Origin of the sequence: Streptomyces sp. KM273126 (assembly GCF_004337435.2) — a bacterium.
GTDB lineage: Bacteria > Actinomycetota > Actinomycetes > Streptomycetales > Streptomycetaceae > Streptomyces > Streptomyces acidicola.
The window spans coordinates 5,504,212-5,528,609 of sequence record NZ_SJXB02000001.1; the positions used below are offsets into that span (position 1 = coordinate 5,504,212).

The 24,398-nt window shown below is 72.2% G+C and carries 22 protein-coding genes and 1 pseudogene; 13 read left to right on the forward strand and 10 right to left on the reverse strand.

The window, feature by feature from the left end; all coding sequences use genetic code 11:
- Positions 1-126 precede the first annotated feature (126 nt).
- Complete coding sequence (locus tag E0500_RS23520; protein WP_131568472.1) at positions 127-3,600, forward strand: SpoIIE family protein phosphatase; 3,474 nt, start codon at positions 127-129, stop codon at positions 3,598-3,600.
- Positions 3,601-3,686: 86 nt separating this feature from the next.
- Here E0500_RS23520 and ligD read toward each other — a convergent pair whose 3' ends face one another.
- Together ligD and E0500_RS23530 are read right to left on the reverse strand one after the other, a co-directional pair.
- On the reverse strand, positions 3,687-4,751 hold the full coding sequence (gene ligD / locus E0500_RS23525; RefSeq protein WP_131568470.1) for a non-homologous end-joining DNA ligase: 1,065 nt from the start codon (positions 4,749-4,751) through the stop codon (positions 3,687-3,689).
- 6 nt (positions 4,752-4,757) lie between these two features.
- Positions 4,758-5,378, reverse strand: a complete 621-nt coding sequence (locus E0500_RS23530) for a DNA polymerase ligase N-terminal domain-containing protein (RefSeq protein ID WP_131568468.1) — start codon at positions 5,376-5,378, stop codon at positions 4,758-4,760.
- A gap of 360 nt (positions 5,379-5,738) precedes the next feature.
- On the opposite strand from E0500_RS23530, the gene E0500_RS23535 reads away from it, so the two are divergent.
- On the forward strand, positions 5,739-6,146 hold the full coding sequence (locus tag E0500_RS23535) for a hypothetical protein (RefSeq protein ID WP_131568466.1): 408 nt from the start codon (positions 5,739-5,741) through the stop codon (positions 6,144-6,146).
- A 92-nt stretch (positions 6,147-6,238) separates the two neighbouring features.
- Here the strand turns inward: E0500_RS23535 and E0500_RS44085 are convergent, their stop codons facing one another.
- Entirely contained in the window at positions 6,239-6,487 is a 249-nt protein-coding gene (locus E0500_RS44085) for a hypothetical protein (protein ID WP_258572908.1), read from the reverse strand.
- Positions 6,484-7,278, reverse strand: a complete 795-nt coding sequence (locus E0500_RS23540; RefSeq protein ID WP_258572909.1) for a PASTA domain-containing protein — start codon at positions 7,276-7,278, stop codon at positions 6,484-6,486. Before E0500_RS23540 ends, E0500_RS44085 begins: the two co-directional genes overlap by 4 nt.
- A gap of 625 nt (positions 7,279-7,903) precedes the next feature.
- On the opposite strand from E0500_RS23540, the gene E0500_RS23545 reads away from it, so the two are divergent.
- Entirely contained in the window at positions 7,904-8,671 is a 768-nt protein-coding gene (locus tag E0500_RS23545) for a sulfite exporter TauE/SafE family protein (RefSeq protein WP_131563317.1), read from the forward strand.
- Position 8,672: 1 nt separating this feature from the next.
- Here E0500_RS23545 and E0500_RS23550 read toward each other — a convergent pair whose 3' ends face one another.
- Positions 8,673-9,644, reverse strand: a complete 972-nt coding sequence (locus tag E0500_RS23550; protein WP_399119733.1) for a CDP-alcohol phosphatidyltransferase family protein — start codon at positions 9,642-9,644, stop codon at positions 8,673-8,675.
- A gap of 107 nt (positions 9,645-9,751) precedes the next feature.
- Between E0500_RS23550 and E0500_RS23555 the strand changes: the two genes are divergently transcribed.
- The 5 genes and pseudogenes from E0500_RS23555 to E0500_RS44090 all read left to right on the forward strand — a co-directional run.
- Positions 9,752-10,756: a zinc-binding alcohol dehydrogenase gene (locus E0500_RS23555; RefSeq protein ID WP_131563316.1), complete on the forward strand. Its 1,005-nt coding sequence runs from the start codon at positions 9,752-9,754 to the stop codon at positions 10,754-10,756.
- A 126-nt stretch (positions 10,757-10,882) separates the two neighbouring features.
- A complete protein-coding gene (locus E0500_RS23560) occupies positions 10,883-11,281 on the forward strand; it encodes a 6-carboxytetrahydropterin synthase (RefSeq protein WP_131563315.1) in 399 nt (132 codons plus the stop codon).
- Positions 11,278-12,507, forward strand: a complete 1,230-nt coding sequence (locus E0500_RS23565) for a glycosyltransferase family 4 protein (RefSeq protein WP_131563314.1) — start codon at positions 11,278-11,280, stop codon at positions 12,505-12,507. The genes E0500_RS23560 and E0500_RS23565 overlap by 4 nt, the downstream gene beginning before the upstream one ends.
- A 1-nt stretch (position 12,508) precedes the next feature.
- Positions 12,509-13,486: a class I SAM-dependent methyltransferase gene (locus tag E0500_RS23570; protein WP_258572910.1), complete on the forward strand. Its 978-nt coding sequence runs from the start codon at positions 12,509-12,511 to the stop codon at positions 13,484-13,486.
- Positions 13,483-14,613: pseudogene (locus E0500_RS44090) on the forward strand (lysylphosphatidylglycerol synthase transmembrane domain-containing protein); the annotation flags it as partial. The gene E0500_RS23570 and the pseudogene E0500_RS44090, both read left to right, overlap by 4 nt.
- Positions 14,614-14,732: 119 nt before the next feature.
- On the opposite strand, the gene E0500_RS23575 reads toward E0500_RS44090, so the two are convergent.
- A complete protein-coding gene (locus tag E0500_RS23575) occupies positions 14,733-15,584 on the reverse strand; it encodes a creatininase family protein (protein ID WP_131563312.1) in 852 nt (283 codons plus the stop codon).
- Positions 15,585-15,662: 78 nt separating this feature from the next.
- Here E0500_RS23575 and ribA point away from each other — a divergent pair, with 78 nt between their 5' ends.
- The 4 genes from ribA to E0500_RS23595 all read left to right on the forward strand — a co-directional run bounded on the left by ribA (position 15,663) and on the right by E0500_RS23595 (position 19,883).
- The gene (gene ribA, locus E0500_RS23580; protein ID WP_131563311.1) at positions 15,663-16,331 is read left to right on the forward strand and encodes a GTP cyclohydrolase II; all 669 of its coding nucleotides are present in this window, start codon (positions 15,663-15,665) and stop codon (positions 16,329-16,331) included.
- A 150-nt stretch (positions 16,332-16,481) separates the two neighbouring features.
- Positions 16,482-17,624: an FAD-binding oxidoreductase gene (locus E0500_RS23585; RefSeq protein WP_131563310.1), complete on the forward strand. Its 1,143-nt coding sequence runs from the start codon at positions 16,482-16,484 to the stop codon at positions 17,622-17,624.
- On the forward strand, positions 17,621-18,676 hold the full coding sequence (locus tag E0500_RS23590; protein ID WP_131563309.1) for a saccharopine dehydrogenase: 1,056 nt from the start codon (positions 17,621-17,623) through the stop codon (positions 18,674-18,676). Before E0500_RS23585 ends, E0500_RS23590 begins: the two co-directional genes overlap by 4 nt.
- Positions 18,669-19,883: a saccharopine dehydrogenase family protein gene (locus E0500_RS23595; protein WP_131563308.1), complete on the forward strand. Its 1,215-nt coding sequence runs from the start codon at positions 18,669-18,671 to the stop codon at positions 19,881-19,883. The genes E0500_RS23590 and E0500_RS23595 overlap by 8 nt, the downstream gene beginning before the upstream one ends.
- A 279-nt stretch (positions 19,884-20,162) precedes the next feature.
- Here E0500_RS23595 and E0500_RS23600 read toward each other — a convergent pair whose 3' ends face one another.
- The 4 genes from E0500_RS23600 to E0500_RS23615 form a co-directional block, all read right to left on the reverse strand.
- Positions 20,163-20,414, reverse strand: coding sequence for a hypothetical protein (locus tag E0500_RS23600; RefSeq protein WP_181587106.1), 252 nt, complete (start codon positions 20,412-20,414; stop codon positions 20,163-20,165).
- 18 nt (positions 20,415-20,432) lie between these two features.
- Positions 20,433-21,659: a serine hydrolase gene (locus tag E0500_RS23605; RefSeq protein ID WP_131563307.1), complete on the reverse strand. Its 1,227-nt coding sequence runs from the start codon at positions 21,657-21,659 to the stop codon at positions 20,433-20,435.
- An 85-nt stretch (positions 21,660-21,744) separates the two neighbouring features.
- Positions 21,745-23,184 carry an MFS transporter gene (locus E0500_RS23610; RefSeq protein WP_131563306.1) on the reverse strand — a complete coding sequence of 480 codons (1,440 nt, stop codon included), beginning with the start codon at positions 23,182-23,184 and terminating at the stop codon, positions 21,745-21,747.
- On the reverse strand, positions 23,181-23,756 hold the full coding sequence (locus E0500_RS23615; RefSeq protein ID WP_131563305.1) for a TetR/AcrR family transcriptional regulator: 576 nt from the start codon (positions 23,754-23,756) through the stop codon (positions 23,181-23,183). The genes E0500_RS23610 and E0500_RS23615 overlap by 4 nt, the downstream gene beginning before the upstream one ends.
- Positions 23,757-23,830: 74 nt before the next feature.
- Between E0500_RS23615 and E0500_RS23620 the strand changes: the two genes are divergently transcribed.
- Entirely contained in the window at positions 23,831-24,304 is a 474-nt protein-coding gene (locus E0500_RS23620) for a PPOX class F420-dependent oxidoreductase (RefSeq protein ID WP_131563304.1), read from the forward strand.
- The last annotated feature ends 94 nt before the right edge of the window (positions 24,305-24,398 follow it).

The window sequence follows — 24,398 nt, forward strand, 5'->3', positions numbered from 1 at the left end:
GCACAGGGCGGCCGACGGACCCAAGACCGAACCCACGAGCGACGGACGGAGGAAACCGCAGGGAAGACAACCCACTCACCCACGCGCGGCCATCCAATGACGCCACCAGCGGAAACGGGGTCCGAGATGCACGGACCCGACGACGGGTACGAACGCCACGACGGGTACCGGGAACACGACGAGGCGACCCGGGCATTCGCCCAGGGCGGGTCGTCCGGGGCAGTGCTGGCCGGAACGGACTGGGCCCAGACCGCTCTCGGACCCACACGGACGTGGCCGCACCGGCTCGTGGAGACCCTCCGTGTCGTACTGACCTCCGAGCAGCCGATGGCACTGTTCTGGGGGCCCCGGTACGTCCTGCTCTACAACGACGGCTACGCCGGGATCATCGGCTCCAAACACCCGAAGGCACTCGGGGCACCGGCCGGGCAGTTGTTCCCCGAGAACTGGGACGACTACACCGGCCCCATGTTCCATTCCGTCGTCGACCGGCAGCGGGCCATGGTCGTCCGCGACCGGTCGTTCTGTCTCATCCGCCGGGGTTTCCTGGAGCAGACCTACTTCGACATCTCCTTCCAGCCGGTGTTCCTGGACGACGGCTCCGTCGGCGGGGTGCTGTGCTCCGTTTCGGAGACCACCGGCCGGGTGCTCAGCGAGCGGCGGCTGCGGCTGCTGGCCGAGGTCGGGGTGCACACCGGCGACCTGTCCGGTCCGGCGGAGGTCGTGCGCGAGATCGTGGAGGTGCTGGCCGCTCACCCCGACGACCTGCCGTTCGCGCACCTCTACCTGCCCTCCGAGAAGGACGAACCCGCTCTCGCCGCGTCCACCTGCCGCCCCCCGCCCGCCGGGGCCGCACTGCCGGCGGACGTCACCGCGGAACTCGCCCGGGGCGCAGCGGTCGTCGTGCCGGCCGAGCCGTTCCTGTGCGGGCCGGCCCCGGCCCGTGACACCGGCCCCGGCACGCCCTCCGACGTGGTCCCCGCCGAGGCGCTCGCCCTCCCGCTGAACAACGCGGGCCGGCTGAACGGCGTGCTCGTCGCCGGAATCAACCCCCTGCTCCCGCTGGCCGGCGGCTACCGCGACTTCCTCGACATCCTCGGGCGGACCGTCACCGCCGCGCTGGCGGCCACACTCGCGCACGAGGAGCAGCGCCAACGCGCCGAGGCCCTGATGGAGCTGGACCAGGTCAAGACGGCGTTCTTCTCAAGCGTCAGCCACGAACTGCGCACACCGCTCACCCTCTTCCTCGGTCCCGTCCAGGACACACTGGCGCACGAGGACCGGCCGGAGACGCGCAGACGCCTGGAGATGGCCGAACGCAACGCACTGCGGCTGCTGAAGCTGGTCAACACGCTGCTCGATGTCACGCGCGCCGAGGCCGGGGCGCTGGAGGGCGACTTCGAACCGGTCGACCTGTCGGCCGTCACCGCCGAGATGGCCGGTATGTTCCGTTCTGTTTTCGAGGCCGCGGGCCTGGGACTGGACGTCGACTGCCCGCCACTGCCGCAACCGGTCCACGTGGACCGGGAGATGTACGAGAAGATCATCTTCAACCTGCTCAGCAACGCGCTGAAGTTCACTCCGTCCGGCGGAGTCCGCGTCGCCACGGCGGCCGCCGGAGACCGGGTACGGCTGACGGTGTCGGACACGGGCATCGGCGTCTCGGAGGAGGAACTGCCACGGCTCTTCGAGCGCTTCCACCAGGTGCACGGGACGCAGGCCCGCTCCCACGAGGGCAGCGGTATCGGCCTGGCACTCGTCAAGGATCTGGTGCAGCAGCACAGTGGCACCATCGGCGTCAACAGCCGCCCGGGCCGGGGCACCACGTTCACGGTGGAGATCCCCTTCGGCACAGCGCACCTGCCCCGGCCGTCGGCGGCGGACCGGGCCCGCACGGGAGCGGCGCCCGGCCCCTCCCGGCAGGCCGCCGCCTATGTGCAGGAGGCGTACGGCTGGGCCACCGACGGAGGACCGTCGCCGCGCACCGAACAGGAGCCGGGCACCGGCGCGACCGCCGGACGGGAGCCCCGCCCCCGGCTGCTCATCGCGGACGACAACCGCGACATGCGGGACTACCTGTACGACCTCCTGCACACCGATTACGACGTCCGGCTCGTGCCCGACGGCCGGGCGGCCCTGGCGGCCGTGGCCGAGAGCGCGTACGACCTCGTGCTGACCGACGCGATGATGCCCGGCATGGACGGCTTCGAACTGGTCCGCGCGCTGCGGGCGGGCCCCCACACCTCCCACCTGCCGATCGTGATGCTCACCGCCCGGGCCGGCGAGGAGGCCGTCGTCCAGGGCATCGAGGCGGGCGCCGACGACTATCTGGCCAAACCGTTCTCGTCCCGCCAACTGCTCGCCCGCGTACGGGCCAACCTGGAGCTGTCGCGGCTGCGGGACCGGATCCTGACCGACACCCGTGAGCACGCCACCGCGCTGGCCGCGCTCGCCGAGGCCGGGCTGCGGCTGTCGGCCAGCCTCGAACCCCGGCAGGTCCTGGAGACGGCCGGTGAACTGCTCGTTCCCCAGGTCGCCGACGAGGTGCGTATCGAGGCTCTGGGACCGGACGCCGACGGGTCGACGGACACCGTCGTGTACACCTCGTCGGGCACCGCCCCGGCGGACGACCGGCCTGCCGAGATGGTGGCCCGGATCATGCGTGGCGCCCGCGCACCGCAGGAGGCCGCGGACGGCCGGATCCTCGCCCTGCCGCTGACCTCACGCGGCCGGACGCTGGGCGCCCTGGCCGTGGTCCGGCGGCACCGCCCCTGCTCCGAGGACGAACGCACCTACCTGCACTCGGTGACCAGCCGGATCGCCGTCGCCTACGACAACGCCACGCGCTACCAGAACGAGCGCCGTCTCGCCGTCGCTCTGCAACGCGCCCTGCTGCCGCAGGCGTTGCCCGAGGTGCCCGGCGTGGCCACCGCCTCCTACTACCGGGCCAGCGCCCTGGGAGCCGAGGTGGGCGGCGACTGGTACGACGCCCTCCAACTGCCGGGCGGCGCGGTCGGGCTGGCCATCGGGGACGTCATGGGCCACGACGTCGACGCCGCCATCGTGATGGGCAGCCTGCGGTCGGCACTGCACACCTACGCGCTGGAGGGCGCCACCCCCAGCGAGGTGCTGGCCCGCCTCGACGCCCACTGCCGCGCCCTCGACAGCGACCGCTTCGCCACCTGCCTGTACGCCGTGTACGAGCCCGGTTCCCACCGACTGCGCTACGCGTCCGCCGGCCACCTGCCTCCGCTCCTCGTGGCCGGACACCGCACCGGCTACCTGGACCTCGATCCCGGCATGCCGCTCGGCGTGGCCTGCGGCAACGCCACCGACCACGTGACCCGTCTCCTCCCCGGCACCGGGCTCCTGCTGTTCACGGACGGCTTGGTCGAGCACCACACCACCGACCTCGACGACCGGTTGGACACCCTGCGCCGTGTCTGCCGCGACACGGCGCCCGCCCCGGTGTCCTCGCGCCCCGGACTCACCCCGGACGTGATCATCGGCCAGGCCCTCGGCCTGCTGGCCACCCCCGACCGGGTCGACGACGACACGGCTCTGCTGGCGGCGGTCCCGGCCCGTGACCCTGCCCAATGAGCCTCCCCCCGATGAGCCCCCCGATGTGTCCGATCACACGGCCCGCGTCGGCGTGGGCCAGGGCGTTACCGCACTGCCGCCGAAGGTCACGACGAGCCGGGCGTCCGAAGCGAAGGACTCGCGCCCCCGCCGCCGGACGGCCGCTCCCGGACCACCTCGGTCGCCGCCTTGTCGTCCCGCAATCCCAGGAACCGTGGATGGCGCAGCATCCCGTCCCGGGTCCACTCGGTGAACGCGACCTGCGCGACCAGCTCCGGCTCGACCCACCGGGGACGCGGCTCGCGGACCCGGTCGACGAAAGGTGACGTCGGCCTGCGCATGCCCTCCAAGCGGCGGTGCAGCTCCATGAGGGTGCGGTGGTCGAAGCCCGTGCCGACCTTGCCCGCGTAGCGCAGCCGCCCGCCCGGACCGTCCTCGTAATGGCCCAGCAGGAGGGCGCCGAACCCGACGCGGCTGCCGGCCGGCGCCGTGAAGCCTCCGATGACGAACTCCTGGCTCCGGGAGCACTTCAGCTTCAGCCAGTCCGGGGAGCGGCGCGGCTGGTAGCGGCTGCCCGCGCGTTTGGCGATCAGGCCCTCCCAGCCACGGGCACACACCGTGGCCAGCAGTTCGGCACCGCCCTCGTTGCGGTGCGTCGTCATACGCAACGGGGTGCGATAGGTGAGGGCACGGCGCAGCAGGGACTTGCGGAGACGCAGCGGCAGCTGTCCGGTGTCGGCGCCGTCCAGGCGGAGCAGGTCGAAGACGTAGTACGTCACGGCGACCGGGCTGGCCTCGACGTCACGGCGCCGGGTGAGGCCCATCCGCTGCTGGAGGCGGGAGAAGTCCGTGCGGCCGTGCCAGAACGCGACGATCTCCCCGTCGATCGTGAAGTCCTCGCAGTCCTGGGCGGCGAGCGCGTCGACGATCTCCGGGTAGGTGGCGTTGATGCGGTTGCCCGAGCGGGAGTACAGGCCGACGCGGTCTCCTTCGCGCACGGCCAGCGCGCGGATCCCGTCCAGTTTCCGTTCGAAGATCCAGTCGCCGGAGAACTCGCGTCGGTCGCTCAGTGTGGCGAGCATCGGCTGGGAGGCCAGCTCGACTCCGGGACGGGCCGGGCGCAACGGACGCCGCCCGGCCTCCGGGAGCGTGGCGAGCAGGCCCGTCGTCATCGGCGCTCACTCCTGGCCGCTGTCGGCCGCCACCTGGGCGAGTGTGCGGCCGGTGCGGACGGAGCGGGCACGGCGGGGGTCCGGTGTCCCCCGGCCGCCCGCGCCGCCGCGCCCCTCGCGTGCCTTCACCAGGAGCCAGGCCTCCTCGCCGTCGTCCGTACGGTCACGGAACCGCGTCAACGCGAACTCGCCGCGCAGCTTCGAACCGTTCAGCCGGAACGTCGCGTGTCCCTGCTCCAACGCCTCTCCGAAGGGGACGGTCCGGCCCCGGCGGTCGTGGCTCAGGGGCTCGTACGTGCCGTGGTCCCAGACGATGACGGTGCCGCCGCCGTACTCGCCCCCGGGGATCACGCCCTCGAACTCCTCGTACTCCAGCGGGTGGTCCTCGGTCGGGACGGCCAGCCGTTTGTCCTGCGGGTCGGTCGACGGGCCCTTCGGTATCGACCAGGACTTCAGTACGTCGTCGACCTGGAGCCGGAAGTCGAAGTGCATCCGGCGTGCGTCGTGGATCTGCACGACGAAACGGGGGGTATCGGGAGAGCGCGCGCCCCGGCCGCCGCCGGGCTCCTTCGTCCTGCTGAAATCGCGCTTGCTCCGGTAGTCCTGTAGCCGGCCATTCCCGCTCACCTCCGGCTCCCTTCTCGGTGACCGGCCTCAGCCATCCCGGTCACCGGACTGAGCGTGCCCATACGGGTACCCCGTGACCCGCCCGGCATACAGGCACTCTGTGCGGAGGCCGTTGCCCGTGGCAGTGAGCGTGGGCCGGGCGAGCGAGGGATCGCCGTGAGAAGGCACTTGGCTCCAAAACGTCACCTGATTCGCCGCGTCTCCCACCGGTCGCCCCAGTAACGGTCTGGCCGATTCCGCGGGCAACCTTCTGTCGTCTCCATCCTGCTATCTGGCGATCAATCCAAAAAATGCGATACATGTCCATGCCAGTGACGGCGTCCGGCTCGGACGTCAGGACATCACCAGAGGGGGAACCTCATGAAGCTCAAAGCCAGGCTGGCCTCTGCGGCGGCAGTGGGTGCCGTCGTGCTCGCCGGGGCGGTGGCGACGGCTGCCCCGGCGTCGGCCGCTCCTGTGCCGGCCCCGGTCCGTGCCGAAGCCGGCGACGTGACCATCAAGGCGCCGGGCACGTACGCTGCGACCACCTGGGCCGCGGTCACGAACCGCACGTGTGCCTACACATCCTGCGGCGCCCGCACAACGCTCGCCGCGAACACCACGTACGTGGTGAACTGCTGGGTGTACGGGGAGACCGTCAGAGCCGAGGGCTACGTCAACAACATCTGGCTCCAGGTCCGCTGGACCGACGGCAGCGTCGGGTACAGCAGCGCCATCTACTTCAAGGGCGACGCACGCGGCAACCTGCCCGCCGGCGCGTCCTGTTGATGACACCCCCGGGGTGGTGCGGTTCGGCCCGAGAGCATGGTCCGCCCCGCACCACCCCACCCGGCTCATGGCTCCCCGTGGCGGGGGCGGGGTCAGCTGCTACGCCAACGGTTGCGGCCGTCGGAGCCGGGGCCGCAGATCATGGGGGTTCCCGCTTCGGTGACGCCGGCTGCTCCGGCCGGGGAGCAGAACGAACCGGGGTGTACGGTGCCGGCGCTGCTGCGGCCGCCGGTGGAATCGTCGGAGGGGGACGAGGGGCCGTCGCCTGTCGAACCGCCGCCGCCCGTGGTGCTGTTGTCCCTGTCGTAATCGGGGTCGTCGGCCGGGATCTTGTAGGTCATGTCCTTCTCTGACGGGCAGCGCTGGACCCGGTCGGCGTCGGTCCACTTGCCCAGGTCGAGGCGGACTGTGGTGGTGGAGGTGACCTTGGCTCCCTGGACCGGGGACTGGAAGCACACCGCCACTCGTCCCCGTCCTGCGCGGCCTCCTCGGCGGTCGGAGTGCCGATGTCGAGGTAGACGTCATCGAGCGTGACGCGGTCGACGTCGATTCCGGCTCGCTTCAGATCCTCGGCGGCCGTGTTGTAGGTGGCGCCGACGACATCCGGCATCTTCGGCCACGGGAGCGGGTCGCCGTCCTGCTCGGGGCAGGGCTCGGCGGTCTTGACTGCCGCGAAGTCAATGGTCTTCGCGGTCGTGTCGGCCTTCTGGAAACACACGGTCCACCCGGACCGCGTGATGATCGTGCGGTCCTCCTCGGCCGCGTCGTGGTGGCCGGTGGTGTATCCGGCGGAGCGTGCCAGCTTCTCTGCCTCGTACAGCGGATTGCCGGTGTAGTCAGCGGCCTTGGGTGGCTGAGACGGGGTCGGGGACGAGGCGATGTCCTTGGCGCCCGCACCGCCCTCGTCCTGCGCTTTGGCGTCGGCCTTGCCCGTCCCGCTGTTGTCGAGTTGTCCGCCCAGGCCCGCGCCGACGGTCAGGAGCACGAAGGCTCCGAACGTGGCACCGAGCCTGGTGAACCAGCGCCATGGTGGCAGCATCCATGCGGCCACCATGGCGGCGATCATCGCGAGGAAACCGAGGGCGAAGCTGAACGCGCCGAGCAGGGCGACCAGAGCGAGGGCGCCGAGCACGGCCGGGGTGGTCTTCCACCAAGGGCGAGACGGGATTGGAGTGTTGTACGGGTTCACGTGGTGCTTAACTCCGCGGGTGCGGGCACAGGCACGGTGGCCCTGCTCCGGCCCCGTACGGGCCGGTAGTGGATTGTCAGGCGGAGCGTCGGGGGTCGTGGCCCGGGGGCGGGGTGAGGGGAGAGGTAGGTCTCGCCGCCCACGAGGGGCTTCCCCAGGCTCAGGCCGGCGGTGGCCATACGGTCGTATTCGGTCAGGACAGGGCCTTGGTGCGGTACCCGCCGTACTTGGCGATCTTGTTCTCTTCAGGTCGCCCGACTCCGGCTGGAAGGTGTCCAGGATGTAGTCGGTGGCCTCGGCTGAGATGCAGTACAGGCGGAAGAAGTACGCGTCCAATGGCCGCCCGTCGCGCGGGCCGGCTCGGGTGTGGGTGGGACGACATGGTCCGCCCTGGACGCGGAGGGTGTCCAAATGGCCTCCGGGGAACCGGGCGGCGGATCGGACGTGCGCCGTGAGCTGCTGTCGCGACGCCCCTCATCTTTCATATATGTGAACATCGTTTTGCATGGGAGACGTCCGGCCTTGAAGATGAGCCGGAACCGTCGACCGACCGGAGGGCAAGAACGTGATGGCGTGGGACTCCGCGGCGATGCTGGTGCTGGCCGGTGTCGCGGCCGGGCTCGCGGGGTCGGTCGCGGGGCTGGCCTCCTTGTTCAGCTACCCCGCGTTGCTCGCGGTCGGGCTTCCGCCCGTCGCCGCCAACGTGACCAACACGGTGGCGCTGTTCTCCAACACCGTGGGCGGCGCGGCCGGTTCGCGGGCCGAGTTGCGCGGGCAGGGGGAACGGCTCCTGCGGCTCGGGACCATCGCCGCGCTCGGCGGCGCCGTCGGTGCCGCGCTGCTGCTCGGTACCCCGTCCTCGGCGTTCGAGGCGGTCGTGCCGTGGCTCATCGCCCTCGGCTCGGTGCTGATCCTGGTGCGCGATCCCCTGCGGAGACTGGTGGCGTCACGGGCGCCGGAGCCCGGATCGGCTCGGCCCAACCTCCCGCTGACCTGCGCGGTGTTGCTCGTGGGGCTGTACGGCGGCTACTTCGGCGCGGCCGCCGGGGTGCTGATGCTGGCGGTGCTGTCGCTGTCCGCCGCCGAACCGCTCCCCGTGACCAACGCGGTGAAGAACATCGCGACCGGGGCGGCGAACCTCACCGCGGCCGTCGCGTACGCCGTCGTCGCGCCGGTGGACTGGACCGCCGCCGTGGTCCTCGGGCTCGGCGCGCTGCTGGGCAGTTGGGTGGGCCCCATGGTCGTACGGCGGCTGCCCGAGACCCCGTTGCGGATCGCCATCGCCCTCGCCGGGCTGGGACTGGCCGGCACCCTGTGGTACCGGGCCCAGGCCTGAGTCACCGGACGGCGAGTTCGGCCTCCCGTAGCGGGAAGGGGACGACGGCGGGTCCCACGGCGTCGGTGTGCGCAGTGGTGGCGGCGCGGCTCTCCATGTCCGTCGTCTCGTGGACGGCGATGCGGACCTCGATGCGGTCGTCAAGGGCGAGTTCGGTCTTCGCCATGCCGTCGTCGGTGGCGGTGGCGGTTGCGGCGGCGGGTGCCGCGGACTGGCTCGTACGGACCGTCCGTGCCAGCACGGCGCGCGAGCCGGTGCGCTCCTCCCGCGTCCGGAACAGCCAGGCGACGTCCCGCCCGAAGGACCACAGCAGCGAACCGAGGGCCGCGGCCACCAGAGCGAACGTCACCCCGTACGGCAGCCACCCGGACGTGGCCGCCAGCAGTACGACCCCCTGGACCGCCGCCACCGTCTTGCGCGCCATGCTGTGCGGCAGAGAACCGTTCAGCCACGGCATCACCCGCGCCGCCGCCACGAACCCGTACCGCATCAGACCGATCAGCAGCACCCACGGGCCGAGCGCCATCGACACGTACACGCTCAGGACCAGGATCAGGAACGCGTCGACCTCCATGTCGAAGCGCGCACCCAGCGCGGTCGACGTGCCCGTGCGGCGGGCGACCTTGCCGTCCACGCCGTCCAGAATCAGCGCCACCGCTGTGAGACCGACGAAGAGTGAGACCGGCGGCGAGCTCTGGAAGGAGTCCGCGACCAGAGCGGTGATGCCGCCGACGAGTGTCGCCCGGCCGAGCGTGACACGGTTGGCGGGGCCGAAGGAGCGGGGCCGGGTGCGGCGCAGGGCGCGGTTGAGGACCGCCCAGGTGGCGAGCGCGAACGCCAGACCCGTCAGCCAGCCCGCCGGGCCCATCCCGATCGCCGTGCCCAGGAACGCAAGGAGCAGGAGTTGCGCACCCGCGCCCACCGCCGTCTCCTGGAACAACGGCCGTGCGTCGTACGTGTTGTTCAGGGCCACCGCATACCTTCCGAACGTGTGACAGAGTCGATCATCGCCGCGTACCGTGTGCGCGACTCCCACCGCTGCGTACGTGGAGAAGCGCCCGACTGTTCAGAGAGACCCACATGAAACGCACAGTCCGTTCCTTCTGGCTCCGCTCGCCCGGGCAGGGGGAGATCCGGGAGACCACGCTGCCGGAGACCGGTGAGGGAGAGGTTCTCGTAAGGACTCTGTGTTCCGGGGTGAGCCGGGGCACCGAGACGCTCGTCTTCCGAGGTGGCGTGCCCGAGAGCCAGTACACCGCGATGCGCGCGCCCTTCCAGGAGGGCGAGTTCCCCGGGCCCGTGAAGTACGGCTACCTCAGCGTCGGACGGGTGGAGGAGGGGCCGGAGGAGCTGGTGGGCCGGACCGTCTTCTGTCTGTATCCGCACCAGACTTGGTACGTCGTGCCGACGGGCGCCGTGACCGTCGTACCGGAGAACGTGCCCGCCACGCGGGCCGTCCTCGCCGGGACCGTCGAGACCGCGGTCAACGCCCTGTGGGACGCGGCGCCACTGATCGGCGACCGGATCGCCGTGGTCGGCGGTGGCATGGTCGGGTGTTCCGTCGCCGCCCTGCTGGCCAAGTACCCGGGTGTGCGCGTCCAACTCGTCGACGCCGATCCCGCCCGCGCCGACGTCGCCCGCGCGCTCGGTGTCGACTTCGCGCTGCCCGCCGACGCGTCCGGGGAGTGCGACCTCGTCGTGCACGCCAGCGCCACGGAGCAGGGGCTCACCCGGTCGCTGGAACTCCTGCGCGACGAGGGCACGGTGATCGAGCTCAGCTGGTACGGCGACCGGCGCGTCTCGCTGCCGCTCGGTGAGGCCTTCCACTCACGGCGGCTCGTCGTGCGCAGCAGCCAGGTGGGCGCCGTCTCCGCGGCGCGGCGCGCCGGCCGTACGTACGCCGACCGGCTCGCGCTCGCCCTCGAACTCCTCGCCGACCCCGCCTTCGACGCGCTCGTCACGGGGGAGTGCGGCTTCGAGGAACTGCCCGACGTGATGCCCGGGCTCACTTCCGGTGAACTGCCCGGACTGTGCCACCGCGTGCTCTACGACACCGAACAGGTCACACGCCCGTCTGTTCCCTGAACAGGCCGAACGGAAGCCTGACCTCCAAAGAAACAGCAAAAGAGGTCTGAACAACGGGTAGGGACCAGCCGTACTACACGGCATGCCCCGGCCGGGGGCAGACGCACCGCACTGGAGGGTCGTCCGTTGTTCAGCATCACTGTCCGCGATCACATCATGATCGCCCACAGCTTCCGCGGAGAGGTCTTCGGACCCGCGCAGCGCCTGCACGGGGCCACATTCCTCGTGGACGCCACCTTCCGCCGCGCCGAGCTGGACGACGACAACATCGTCGTCGACATCGGGCTGGCCACCCAGGAACTCGGGGCCGTGGTGAGCGAGTTGAACTACCGAAACCTCGACAACGAGCCCGACTTCGCGAACACCAACACCTCGACGGAGTTCCTCGCCAAGGTCATCGCCGACCGCCTCGCCGAGCGCATCCACAAGGGGGCGCTGGGCGAGGGCGCCAAGGGCATCGCCGGCATCACCGTCACACTCCACGAGTCGCACATCGCCTGGGCGAGTTACGAGCGTGCCCTGTGACCGACATGACCATCGACCAGGCGACCGTCGACGCAGCCAGGGCATCCCGGGCCTCCCGGGACGGTCAGACGAGGCTCGGCTACGTGCCCGTCCAGAACGCGGCCCTCAAGAGCGCCGCGATCCTCCCCATGTCCCTGCGCTCCGTGCACTTCGTCATGCCGGGCGGTGTCGACGACCCGTCCCGGCCGAGCGGCGGCAACGCCTATGACCGCCGGATCTGCCTCGACCTGCCCGGCTTCGGCTGGCAGGTCCACAAGCACATGATCGACGGCAACTGGCCCCGGCCCGGTGCGGACGCCCGCGCCGAACTCGCCCGCACGCTGGCGGACCTGCCCGACGGCACCGTCGTCCTCCTCGACGGACTCGTCGCCTGCGGCGTCCCCGAGATCGTGGCCCCCGAGGCCGAACGGCTGTGCCTGGCCGTGCTCGTGCACCTTCCGCTGGCCGACGAGACCGGTCTGAAGCCCGAGGACGCGGCGGAACTCGACGCCCTGGAGCGGGCCACGCTGCGGGCCGTGCCCGCCGTGATCGCCACCAGCGACTGGGCCGTACGACGGCTCGTGTCCCACCACGGGCTCGCCCCCGAGCGCGTCCACGTCGCCGCGCCCGGCGCCGACATCGCGCCCCTCGCCTCCGGCACCGACGGCGTCTCCCGGCTGCTGTGCGTCGCGGCCGTGACCCCGCGCAAGGGACAGCACCGGCTGGTGGAGGCCCTCGCGACCGTCACCGACCTGCCGTGGAGCTGTGTCCTGGTGGGCGGGCTCGAACAGGACCCCGATTACGTCGACCACATCCGGACCCTCGTCAAGAAGTTCGGCCTGGAGGGCCGGTTGCACCTGGCGGGCCCGCGGGCCGGCGCCGAACTCGACGCCAGCTACGCCTCCGCCGACCTCATGGTCCTCACCTCCTACGCGGAGACGTACGGCATGGCCGTCACCGAGGCCCTCGCCCGCGGCATCCCCGTGCTGGCCACCGATGTCGGCGGAGTGCCCGAGGCCGTGGGCCGCGCCCCCGACGGAGGGGTGCCCGGCATCCTCGTACCGCCGGAGAACCCCGCGGCCATCGCGGCCGAACTGCGCGGCTGGTTCGGCGAGGCCGACGTACGGCGCCGCCTCAAGGCCGCCGCCCGTGGCCGCCGGGCCGCGCTGGGCGGCTGGGCCAGGACGGCGCGCAGCCTGGCCGGAGTGCTGGGACGGCTGCGCCACGAACCACGGAAGGCGGCGTGAGATGAGTACGACGACACCCGCGGCGACCACGGGAGCCGAGCCGGCGTCCACTGCGGCCACCGGAGCCGAGCCGGCGCCCACGGGCACCCGCCTGAGCCTGGCCGGGCGCGGCGAGGGCACGGCCGCTGCCCCGAGCGCGCCGCCCGAGGAGCACGGTTACGCGCCCCAGTGGCTTCAGTTGCGCGAGCCGGCTGACGCCACCGCCCGCGCCGCCGACCTCCTCGACCCGCTGCGCATCCGGCTCGCCAACCTGCCGGGCCGAGCCAAGGGGCTGGTCGTCCACGACCTCGGCTGCGGCACCGGCTCGATGGGCCGCTGGCTCGCACCCCTCCTCGACGGCGCCCAGCAGTGGGTGCTGCACGACCACGACGCGGACCTGCTGCGTCTGGCCACGGCGCGGGCGCCCCGCGCGGCGGGCGACGGCAGCCCCGTCACGGTCACCACACGGCGCGGCAACCTCGGGCGCCTGACGGCGGCCGAACTGGAGGGTGCCTCGCTCGTCACGGCCTCCGCGCTGCTCGACGTCCTCACCCGGGACGAGATCGCCGCGCTCGCCGAGGCCTGTGTGGGCGCCGGCTGCCCGGCCCTGCTGACGCTGTCCGTCGCCGGCCGGGTCGAGCTCACCCCCTCGGACCCCCTGGACGCAGAGATGGCGGAGGCTTTCAACGCCCACCAGCGCCGGGGCGACCTGCTCGGCCCCGACGCGGTCACCGTGGCCTGCGAGGCCTTCTCCGAGCGGGGAGCCACCGTGCGGGTGCACCCGAGCCCCTGGCAACTCGGCCCCGAACACACCGAGTTGACGCAGGAGTGGCTGCGCGGCTGGGTCGGCGCCGCATGCGAACAGCGTCCCGAGCTCGCGGAGCGCGCCGAGGCGTACCTGGAGCGGAGGCTGGAGCAGTGCGCGGCAGGTGACCTGCGGGTGGTGGTCCACCACAGCGACGTACTGGCCCTGCCCCGGCCGACAGGCGGGGCGTCATGAGCGCACCGGTGGAGGAGGCGGTCGAGGCACATCGGCGGACCGGCGCCGAGCGCGTTTCCCCTCGCGGTGTGAGGACGTGCCGGAACCCGGACGCGCCCCTGCCCGACGTGACCGTGCGCACCTGCTCGTCCACCACGAACCCGCACACGGCGGCAAACACGACGGCGAACACGGTGCCGGACAGGAACTCGCGGACGCCGGCGACCGACACCGGTCCGCACGAGACCTCGCCGTGCACGGAGCCGCACACCACCCAGGCCGCCCCGACGCCACAGCAGGAACCCACCGCCAAGCCTCGTGCCGCGGCCAAGCTGTTCCGCGCCCTGCGCACCCACTTCGGCACCCTCGCCGGCACCGCCATCCTCGGCGTGCTGGTCTGGCGGCTCGGCACCGGCGTCTTCCTCGACGGGCTGCGGCGCGTCGACACCCCGACCTTGCTGGCCGCGCTCGCCATCGGCGCGGTCACCACGGTGCTCAGCGCCTGGCGCTGGTGCGTGGTGGCGCGCGGGCTGGGCGTCCGGCTGCCGCTGGGCCCGGCCGTCGCGGACTACTACCGCGCGCTGTTCCTCAACGCGGCCCTGCCCGGCGGCGTCCTCGGTGACGTCCACCGCGCCGTGCGGCACGGGCAGAGCTCCGGCGACATGGGGCGCGGCGTCCGCGCGGTCGTACTGGAGCGCGCCGCGGGGCAGATCGCGCTGGTCGTAGTTGGTGTAACGGTCCTGCTGACCCAGCCCTCCCCGGTACTTCAGGAGACGCGCCGTTTCGCCGCCCTGCTGGGCCTTGCCGCGCTCGGCGGGCTCGCGATCTGGGCCGCGGTCCGCATGGGCCGCACCACCGGTGCCGCGCGCCGGGGGCGTGCGCCGCGCACCCTGCTCGTCGAGGCACGCGGAGCCCTGCTCGGCCGCCGCAACTGGCCCGCCGTCGTGATCTCGTCGGTCGCGACGCTGGCCGGGTACGTCGTGATGTTCCTGCTCGCCGCCCGGGTCGCGGGATCCGCCGCGTCCGTGGCCGAACTGGTGCCGCTCGCGGTGCTGGCGCTCCTCGCCATGGCCCTGCCGCTGAACGTCGGCGGCTGGGGCCCCCGGGAGGGCGTCACCGCCTGGTCGTTCGCGGCGGCGGGCCTGGGCGCCTCCCAGGGGCTGACCGTGGCCGTGGTGTACGGCGTGCTCAGTTTCGCGGCCGCCCTGCCCGGCGTCCTCGTGCTCGTCGCGCGCTGGTACATGGGTCTGCGGGCGAAGCGAGCGCGTCAGGAGGACGCGACGGAATCCCTGCCCGGAGCGCCGGCCGAGCCGGCTGATCCGGCGGAATCCCCGTCAGAGGTGACACCGCCAGAGGTGACCACGGAGAAGTACGCCCCGAAGGCCTCGACCAGCCCCGCCAGAAGCTCTTTCCCCTTCTCGGCGGACCCCATCGAAGGACGGCCGATGACACCGGACTCGGTGTAGGCCGACATACCGAGGGAGAGGAGATGACGGCGGTCGTCGGCAAGCAGATCGGCGGACTCGTAACCGGGCCGGACCAATTCGGGATGGCAATGCAGAAGTATGGAGGTCTCTATTTCTCCCGCATGCATATCACTGAGCAACGAGGTCTCGACACCCGCCCGCTCCCGAGCGGTGTCCCAGTCCTCCAGTGCCGGGAAGAGCGCCATGCGATGTCCCTCTGCGGTGGATTCCTGCACCACATTTCCCAGGACGTAATTCCCGCCGTGCCCGTTGACCACGACCAGCGCCTCGACACCCGACCGGCGCAGGGAGGCCGCGATGTCCCGTACCACGGCGTGCAGGGTCACGGCGGAGATGCTCACCGTGCCCGGCCAGGCCGCGTGTTCGTGCGAGCAGGAGATGGTCACGGGCGGCAGCAGGTGCACCGGGTACGCCGCGGCGATCTCCCGGGCCACCGCGCAGGCGACCAGTGTGTCCGTGGCGAGCGGCAGGTACGGACCGTGCTGTTCGAGGCTGCCGACCGGGAGCACGGCGATCTGCCGGGCCACGCCCGCTCCCCGAGCCCGTACGTCCTCGGTGGTGTCCGCCGGCACCAGAGCCGATACCGTCGGCAGCGGCCCCTTCGGAGTCTGCTGCGTTCCCGAACTGCTCATGTTTTCCCGGCCTTTCGTCTCCGTTGATGCTCCGGCATTTTCGCATGACGCCAGGGCTTACCAGATAGGAACCAGATCATGACAGAAACTGCTGACGTGCTCGGCGCTAATGCCCAGGCCTCCGGTGCCGTACGCGTGGTGAATGCACCCCTGCCCACCGTGTACGGCGACTTCGAGGCCGTCGGCTACCTCGACCAGGACCGCGGTGAGGAACAAGTCGCGCTCGTGTACGGCGACATCGACGCCGCCGATGGTGAGGGAATTCTCACCCGCCTGCACTCGGAATGCCTGACCGGTGACGCGTTCGGGTCCCAGCACTGCGAGTGCGGCGACCAACTCGACAGCGCGCTGCGGTCCATCGTGGCCGAGGGCCGGGGCATCCTCGTCTATCTGCGCGGGCACGAGGGCCGGGGCATCGGCCTGCTCGCCAAGCTGCAGGCGATGAAGCTCCAGTCGGAGGGCCTGGACACGGTGGAGGCGAACATCGCGCTCGGGCTGCCCGTGGACGCCCGCGACTACCGGGTCGCGGCGGAGATGCTGCACGACCTCGGGGTCCGCTCGGTGCGGCTGATGTCGAACAACCCGCGCAAGCGCGAGGCGCTGCTGCGGCACGGCATCAAGGTCGCCGAGCAGGTGCCGCTGCTGATCACTCCGTGTGAGGACAACATCGCCTACCTGCGCACGAAGCGGGAGCGGTTGGACCACTATCTGCCTCACCTTGAGGCAGCGGCGGTCCGTACTTCCTGAGGCTGGTCGCTGTCTGCGGGTTTGTGTGTGGTTGCTCGCGCCCGCGCGGCGGAGCCGCATGATGTCGCTGCCCCGCGCCCCCAAAGGGGCGCGGCCTCGGCCCGCTTGCGCCGCATGAACCCTCCCCAGCGGTGGAAGACCCAACCCGTGATGGACAGCGCACGCGTCGTCGTCATCGGCGGTGGAGTCATCGGCACGAGCATTGCCTACCACCTCGCCCGAGCCGGCGTGCCCGACGTCGTGCTCGTCGAGCGCGACGAACTGGCCTCCGGCTCGACGGCACGAGCCGCGGGCGGCGTCCGAGCCCAGTTCTCCGACGAGCTCAACATCCAACTCGGCGCCCGCAGCCTGGAGGCGTTCGCCCGTTTCGGAGAGGAACCGGGCCACGACATCGGACTGCACCGCGTCGGCTACCTCTTCCTGCTGTCGACCGAGGCGGAGGTCGCCGCCTTCGAGGCGGGTGTCCGGCTGCAGAACTCGCTCGGTGTGCCCAGTCGCCTGCTCGACCCCGCTGAGGCGCAGCGGCTCTGCCCGCCGATCACCACCGACGGTCTGCTGGCCGCCGCGTTCTCGCCCGACGACGGGCACTGCACGCCCGAGGCCGTGGTCCACGGCTACGCGGCCGGCGCCCGCCGCCACGGCGCGAGAGTGCTGCGGCACTGCGAGGTCACCGGCATCGAGACCCGCGGGAACACCATCACGGCGGTGACCACCGGCCGGGGCCGGATCGCCACCGACACCGTCGTCTGCGCGGCCGGCCCCTGGTCCCGGGCCGTCGGCGCCATGGCGGGCGTGGACCTCCCGGTGGAGCCGCTGCGCCGTCAGATCGCCGTCACCGAACCGGTCCCGGACCTCCCGCCGGACCTCCCCATGACGATCGACTTCGCCAGCAGCTTCTATTTCCACACCGAGGGCCCCGGCCTCCTCGTCGGCATGTCCGACCCCGACGAGACCCCCGGCTTCGCCACCGACACGCACGACCGCTGGATCCCCCGCCTGTACGAGGCCATGGAACGACGCGCCCCGGCCCTGCTCGACCTGCGCCGGACGGGCGGCTGGGCCGGCCTGTACGAGGTCAGCCCGGACCACAACGCGCTGATCGGCGAGGCGGGTTCGTGCTCCCGCTTCCTGTACGCCACCGGTTTCTCCGGCCATGGCTTCCTCCAGGGCCCGGCCGTCGGCGAGGTGGTCCGCGACCTGTACCTGGGCCGCGTACCCTTCGTCGACATCAGCCCCCTGAGCGTCGACCGGTTCGCCGCCGACGCCGCGCGCCCGGAGGTCAACCTGGTATGACCCAGCTCCACCTGTGGCTCCGCCACGAGTCCCGCTCCACCGAACGCCGCACCCCGATCGTCCCCTCGGACGCCGCCCGGCTCGTCGAGAACGGCATCACGCTGACAGTGGAGGAGTCGCCGCAGCGGATCTTCCCGACGGAGGAGTACGAGGCGGCCGGGTGCCGTGTCACGGCGGCGGGCTCCTGGGTCACCGCACCCCGGGACACGGTGATCGTCGGACTCAAGGAACTCCCGGACGAGCCAGCAGAGTTGACGCACCGCCACATCTTCTTCGGGCACGCCTACAAGGGGCAGCCCGGCGCGGAGGCGCTGCTGCACCGGTTCGTCGCCGGGGGCGGGGCGCTGCTGGACCTGGAGTACCTGGTCGACGACGAGGGCCGCCGGCTCGCCGCGTTCGGGTACTGGGCCGGGTACATCGGCGCGGCCCTCGCCGTACTCCACCACCGGGGCGTGCTCGACACCCCCCTGCGGCCCACGGCCAAGCAGGAGCTCGAGGAGCAGCTCCGCGCGTCCGGGGGAGAGGTGAGCGCGCTGGTGGTCGGCGCCCTGGGCCGCAGCGGCCGCGGGGCGCGCGTCGCGCTCGGCGAGGCCGGGATCGCCCCCACCTGCTGGGACCTGGCCGAGACCCGCGCCCTGGACCGGCGGGCCCTCCTGGACCACGAGCTGATGGTCAACACCGTGCTGACGACCCGGCCGGTGCCGCCCTTCCTGACGGACAAGGACCTCGACGACCCCGACCGCAGGCTGCGAACCCTCTCGGACGTCACCGTCGACGTCGGCTCACCCATGAACGTGCTGCCGATCTACGACACGACCACGGACTGGGAACACCCCGTACGGCGCCTGCGCGAGCGGCCCCCGCTCGACCTCATCGCCATCGACAACCTGCCGTCCCTGCTGCCGCGCGAGGCCGGCACCGACTTCTCGGGCTCGCTGCTGCCGCAGCTGCTGGACTTCGGCGTCACGGGACCGTGGGGGCGCTGCCTGGCCCGTTTCCATGAGGCGTTGCGTGAATCCGGTATCGGAGGAGGGGAGTTCGACGATGGCTGAGGGCGTGACCGGGACGGCGAAGGAGGGCGCGGAGAGGGCCTCGAAGGGGGCCTCGAAGGAGGCCGTCCCCACGAGCGGCACGGTCCACTGGATCGGTGCGGGCCTGTCCACGGGCAGCGGACTCGCCGCCCTGTGCGATGTCGCCGACCGCGTACGGCTCTGGCACCGCACCGAGGAACGCGCCGCTGACGCCCTGGCGGCCCGGGGCCTGACGGGCCGCGCCGAACCCCGCGCGTACACGCTCCCGGCGCTCGCGGCCGAACTCGCACCCGGAGACGTGGTCGTCTCGATGCTCCCGGCCCCGGAGCACCCGCCGCTGCTGGCCACCGCCATCGACCGGCGGGCCCACTTCGCCTGTTCCAGCTATGTCTCGGACGCGGTCCTCGACCAGGTGCCGGAAGCCGAGGCCACGGGTCTGACCGTGCTCACCGAGACCGGCCTGGACCCCGGCATCGACCACCTCTTCGCCCAGAGCCTGATCGCCCGCGCCGAGCGGGCGGTCGGCGCGGGCACGGCCGCCTCGTACACCCTCACCTCGTACTGCGGCGGCATCCCGGCGGTACCGAACGACTTCAAGTACCGTTTCAGCTGGGCCCCCGCGGGGGTCCTGGGCGCCCTGCGCGCACCGGCCCGCTACATCGAGGACGGCGCGAAGACGACGGCGGCCCGCCCCTGGGAGGCGACCCGCCCCCATGTGATCGACGGCGAGACCTTCGAGGCCTATCCCAACCGCGACAGCGTCCCCTTCGTCGACCAGTACGCCCTGCCCGCCGCCTGGAAGCCCCGCACCTTCGTCCGCGGCACCCTCCGCCTCGACGGCTGGCTGACCGCCTGGGCGCCGGTCTTCGCGGAGCTCGAACGCGGCGACGACGAGCGCATCGCCGCGCTGGCACGACAGCTGGCGGCGACGTACCCCACCACCGAGGCCGACCGCGACCGTGTCGTCCTCGCGGTGTCGCTCGACGTGACGGGCGGGCCGGGCGAGAGCTGGTCGGGTCGCTACCTGCTCGACGCCGTCGGCACCACCGAGGAGAGCGCCATGGCCCGCTGCGTCTCCCGCCCCCTCGCCCTCGGCGTACGGCACATCCTCGACGGCACCCTCCCGCCGGGGCTCAGCCGGGCGGCTCGGACGGCGGAGCGGTCGGAGGAGTGGCTGGCGGAACTGGCGGGGGACGGGGTCGAGTTCACGTTCCGAGAGGGCCGCTGAGCGTCACAGAGATCAGTCCTCCCCGCAGTCCTCCCCGGCCGTGAACGCCACCTCCAGCACCATCTCACCGGTACGGACCCGCACCCCGGAGGCCACGGCGTCCGCGGCCGGGTCCCGCGACGGCTTCGCGAGCCACCAGAGGTTGAGGGCCGAGCCGAGGAGAGGGCGTCGAGGCGGGGGCGGGGGTGCCCCACGGGCGGCGGGCGTGCGCCTCCGGCAGGGTGCCGCCGCGCAGCCGGACCAGACAGCGGTCGTCGGCCAGCGGCGCCGCCACGACGTTCAGGTGGGGAGCCGCTCGGCCGTGCGGCGCACCCACTCGGCCGACGGCAGCTCGGCGTCGAGGGCCGGGCGCACCATGACCTCCGCGCTCTTGGGGTGCGGCACATGGGCCTCGCGGTCGGTGACGGCGTAGAGGCCGGGTGCCTCCCGCGAGCCGCTGGTACACGCCCATCGGAGTGTGCCGCGCCCGCGCCGCCGCCGGTACGTGCGGGCCCAGCGAATTGCCCGATGGCGTCGCGTCCCACTCGCCACCGGACGGTCGCGCGGGGCTCAGCCCGCCACCGCCTCGTGCACCAGCCGCCGCAGCTCGGGGAAGACCGCGTTGGAGGAGGTCGGCCGCACCTGGGTCATGAACTGGACCGTCAGGTCCCGCGCCGGGTCGACCCAGAACGTCGTGGTGGCCACACCGCTCCAGCCGAACGTGCCCCGGGAGGACGGGGTTTCGGTGGCCTCGGGGTCGACGACGACCGACACGCCCAGGCCGAAACCTACGCCCGCGTTACTGGGCAGCCGGTGGGGTGCGCTGCCGAAGGACCGCAGGTCGGCGTTGTCGGGGAGGTGGTTGGTGGTCATCGTGCCGATGGATTCCGGGGAGAGCAGGCGGGTGCCGTCGAGTTCGCCGCGGCGGCGCAGGAACTCCATGAAGCGGTGGTGGTCGTGGGCCGTGGCGGCCATGCCCCCGCTGCCGGACAGGAAGCGCGGGCGGCCGTGCAGCGGGAGGCCGGGTATCGGGGTGATGCCGCCGTCGTCGGTCTCGCCGTACAACTCCGCCAGCCGCGGCGCCTGTTCGGGTGTGACGCAGAAACCCGCGTCCGTCATGCCCAGGGGGCCGAAGAGCCGCTCGGCGAAGAACTCGTCGAGCGGCAGGCCCGAGACCACCTCGATGACGCGGCCGAGGACGTTCGAGGCGACCGAGTAGTTCCACTGCGTGCCCGGCTCGAACTGCAGCGGCAGGCTCGCGTACACGTCGCACGTACGGGCCAGGTCGGCGCCCGAGGGGACGGAGTTCTCCAGCCCCGCGTCGCGGTAGAGCGCGTCGACGGGGTGGGAGTGGTAGAAGCCGAATGTCAGGCCCGACGTGTGGGTCATGAGATGGCGGACCAGGACCGGCTGCTGCGCCAGGCGGGTAACGGTCTCGCTCCCGGAGCCCGACTCGTACACCCGGGGCTCGGCGAAGGCCGGTATGTACCGGGACACCGGGTCGTCGAGGGCGAGGCGGCCCTCCTCCACGAGTATCAGCGCGGCCACCGATGTGACCGGCTTGGTCATCGAGTAGATGCGCCAGATGGTGTCGGTCTCGACGGGGAGCCCGGCCGCGCGGTCCCGATGGCCGTACGTCGTGAGGTGGGCGACGCGGCCGTGCCGGGCGACGGAGACCAGATAGCCGGGCAGTCGGCCGTCGTCCACCAGGTGGGCGAAGTGCTCGTCCAGCCGGGCCAGGGACTTCGGGTCGAGGCCGACCGAGCCCGGCTCCACCTCTTGTCGCAGTCGTCCCATGATTCACCTCCGGTGCGGCCCGGGCACTCACGCGACCCGGGCCACGCTCTCCGCTCCGGCTCGACGGTCCGCTCCGGGCTATGGCTCACGAACGTCCTTCCTCCTCATGCTCCCTTACGGACGGTGAGTCAACCGTGTTCGGAGTTCCCGGTCCGGGCAGCCTGAAGCAGAGCACGCCGCCGAGCGCCGCTCCGCACGCCAGCGCCGTGAGTGCGGGGACGGGCGCCACTCCGCCCGACACGCCGATCACCGCCGTGGCCAGCGCGACCCCGAGCGTCGGGCCGATGTTCAGCGCGGTCTGCTGGAGCCCGCCCGCCACCCCGGCCGACTCCACCGGGACGTCCCGTACGACGACCGCGGTCGCCGTCACCATCACCGCCCCGAAACCGGACCCCACCAGCAGGAAGCCGCCGCCGATGCCCACCGTCGACGTGCCCTCGTCGATCCGGGACAGCGCCAGCACACCGAGGGTGAGGAGCCCCATGCCCGCGAGGGCCGTCGGGCGGGCACCCCACCGGCGCAGCAGCACGGCCGAGAGCGGTGCGGCCGGCACCATCGCGACCGCTCCCGGCAGCGCGGTCAGGCTCGTCCGCAGGGGGTCCATGCCGAGGACGTTCTGGAGGGCGTAGCTGCTGACGAACATCGTTCCGAGCATCGCCGCCGACGCGGCCACGAGGACACCGAGCGCCGCGCCGACGGCCGCCGAGCCCAGCACGCCGGGCGGCAGCAGCGGATCGGCGGTGCGCCGCTCCCGGCGTACGAACGCGAGGGACGCGCCCGCCGCGGCGAGCAGCCCGAGCACGGTCCCCGTCGTGGAGTCCCCGTCCGGTGCGCCGACCAGCGTGTGCACCAGCCAGCCGAGGGCCACCGCGAGCAGACAGGCACCGGGCAGATCGAGGCCGGCGGCACCGGTCCGCCGCCGCGCCGGGGCCCGCACGGTCAGCGCCAGGAGACCCAGCACGAGCGCCGGCAGGACGTTGAGGAAGAACACCGAGCGCCAGCCCAGATGGGTGACCAGCACCCCGCCGACCAGAGGACCGGCCGCGGCCGCCACCCCGATGGCACTGGTGCGCAGCGCGAGCGGCATGCCCAGCCGGTCGGGCGGGTACACGGCGCGCAGCATGCCGAGAGTGGCGGGCTGCAGCAGCGCGCCGAAGACGCCCTGGGCCACCCGCAGAGCGATCACCCAGCCGACCCCGGACGCGCATCCGATGCCCGCCGACGCCGCCCCGAAGCCCAGCATCCCGACGGCGAACATCCGGTGGTGGCCGTACCGGTCCCCTAGGCGCCCCGCGAAGACCAGCAGGCTCGCCACCGCGATGAGGTAGCCGGTGCTCGTCCACTGGACCTGGGCGAAGGAGGCGTGCAGCTCTCGCTGGAGGGTGGGCTGCGCGATGGTGAGCACCGTTCCGTCGAGCGCGACGATCACCGCACCGAGGACGCTGCTCGCGAGGGTGAGACGGCGGGGCGGTGCCACGGCCTCCACCGTCGCCGTCGTCAGGCCCGTTGCTCCCGGTGCCCTCATTCCTCCGGCCCCAGGTGCGCGTCCAGGGCGGTGCGCAGGAGGGGTGCGAAGTCGTCGGTGCCCGTGGTGAGCTGGAGGCTGCCCCAGGTCCACAGCTGGGCGATGCCGTACAGGTTCGCGAGGAGCGAGCCCGCGAGGAGGCGGGCGTCGGCGTCGGGGCGGGCGCGGCCGACCAGGTCCGTCAGCAGCGCGAAGAGCGGCAGACTCGTCTCCCTGAGGCCCAGCGCGTCGCTCTCCAGCAGGTCGTGACGGAACATCAGCTCGTGCATGCCCCGGCGGGTGAGCGCGAACTCCAGGTACACGCTCCCCAGCGTCGCGAGCTGCTCACGGGGGCTCGCCGTGCCGTCGCCGATCGCTGCCACGCCCCTCGCGGCCAGCTCCTCGAAACCGCGGCGCGCGATGGCGGAGAGCAGCTCCAGGTGGGTGGGGAAGTAGCGGCGGGGCGCCCCGTGCGAGACGCCCGCACGACGGGCGATCTCCCTGAGGGACAGCGCCTGCACGCCCTCCGCGGTCACCAGGGCGACGCCGACGTCGATCAGACGGGTCCGCAGCCCGCCGTCCTGTTCGGTCATAGACACTGTCTACCAGGAGGAAGTAGACACTGTCTACGCGGAATCCTCGCCGGCCACCGACCGTTGATCAGGACATGAACCAGGACGCGAAGGAAGCCGACGGCGTGCCCGACGCCGCGCGGGACGCGCAGAACGCACTGCTCGGGCTGCTCTCCGAGTGCGACGGCGGAGTGCTGGTGACCCTCAAGACCGACGGCCGCCCCCAGCTCTCGAATGTCAACCACGCGTACTACCCCGACGAGCGGACGGTGCGCGTCTCGATCACGGACTCCCGCGCCAAGACCCGCAACATGCGCCGGGACCCACGGGTGTCGTACCACGTGACCAGCGACGACAGATGGGCGTACACGGTCGTCGAGGGCACGGCCGACCTGACCCCGGTCGCCGAGGACCCGTACGACGAAACGGTCGAGGAGCTGATCCGGCTCTACCGCGACGTCCGCGGTGAGCACCCCGACTGGGACGACTACCGAGCGGCCATGGTCCAGGACCGTCGGCTCGTGCTGCGGCTGCGGGTGGAGCGGGCGTACGGGGTGCCCAGGCGTTAGGCGCCCAGGCGTCAGGTGTTCGGACGGCGGGGTGTCCGGACGGCGTCAGAGCAGGAGGTGCCGTCCGCCCGTGTCCCGTCCGCCCGTGTCCCGT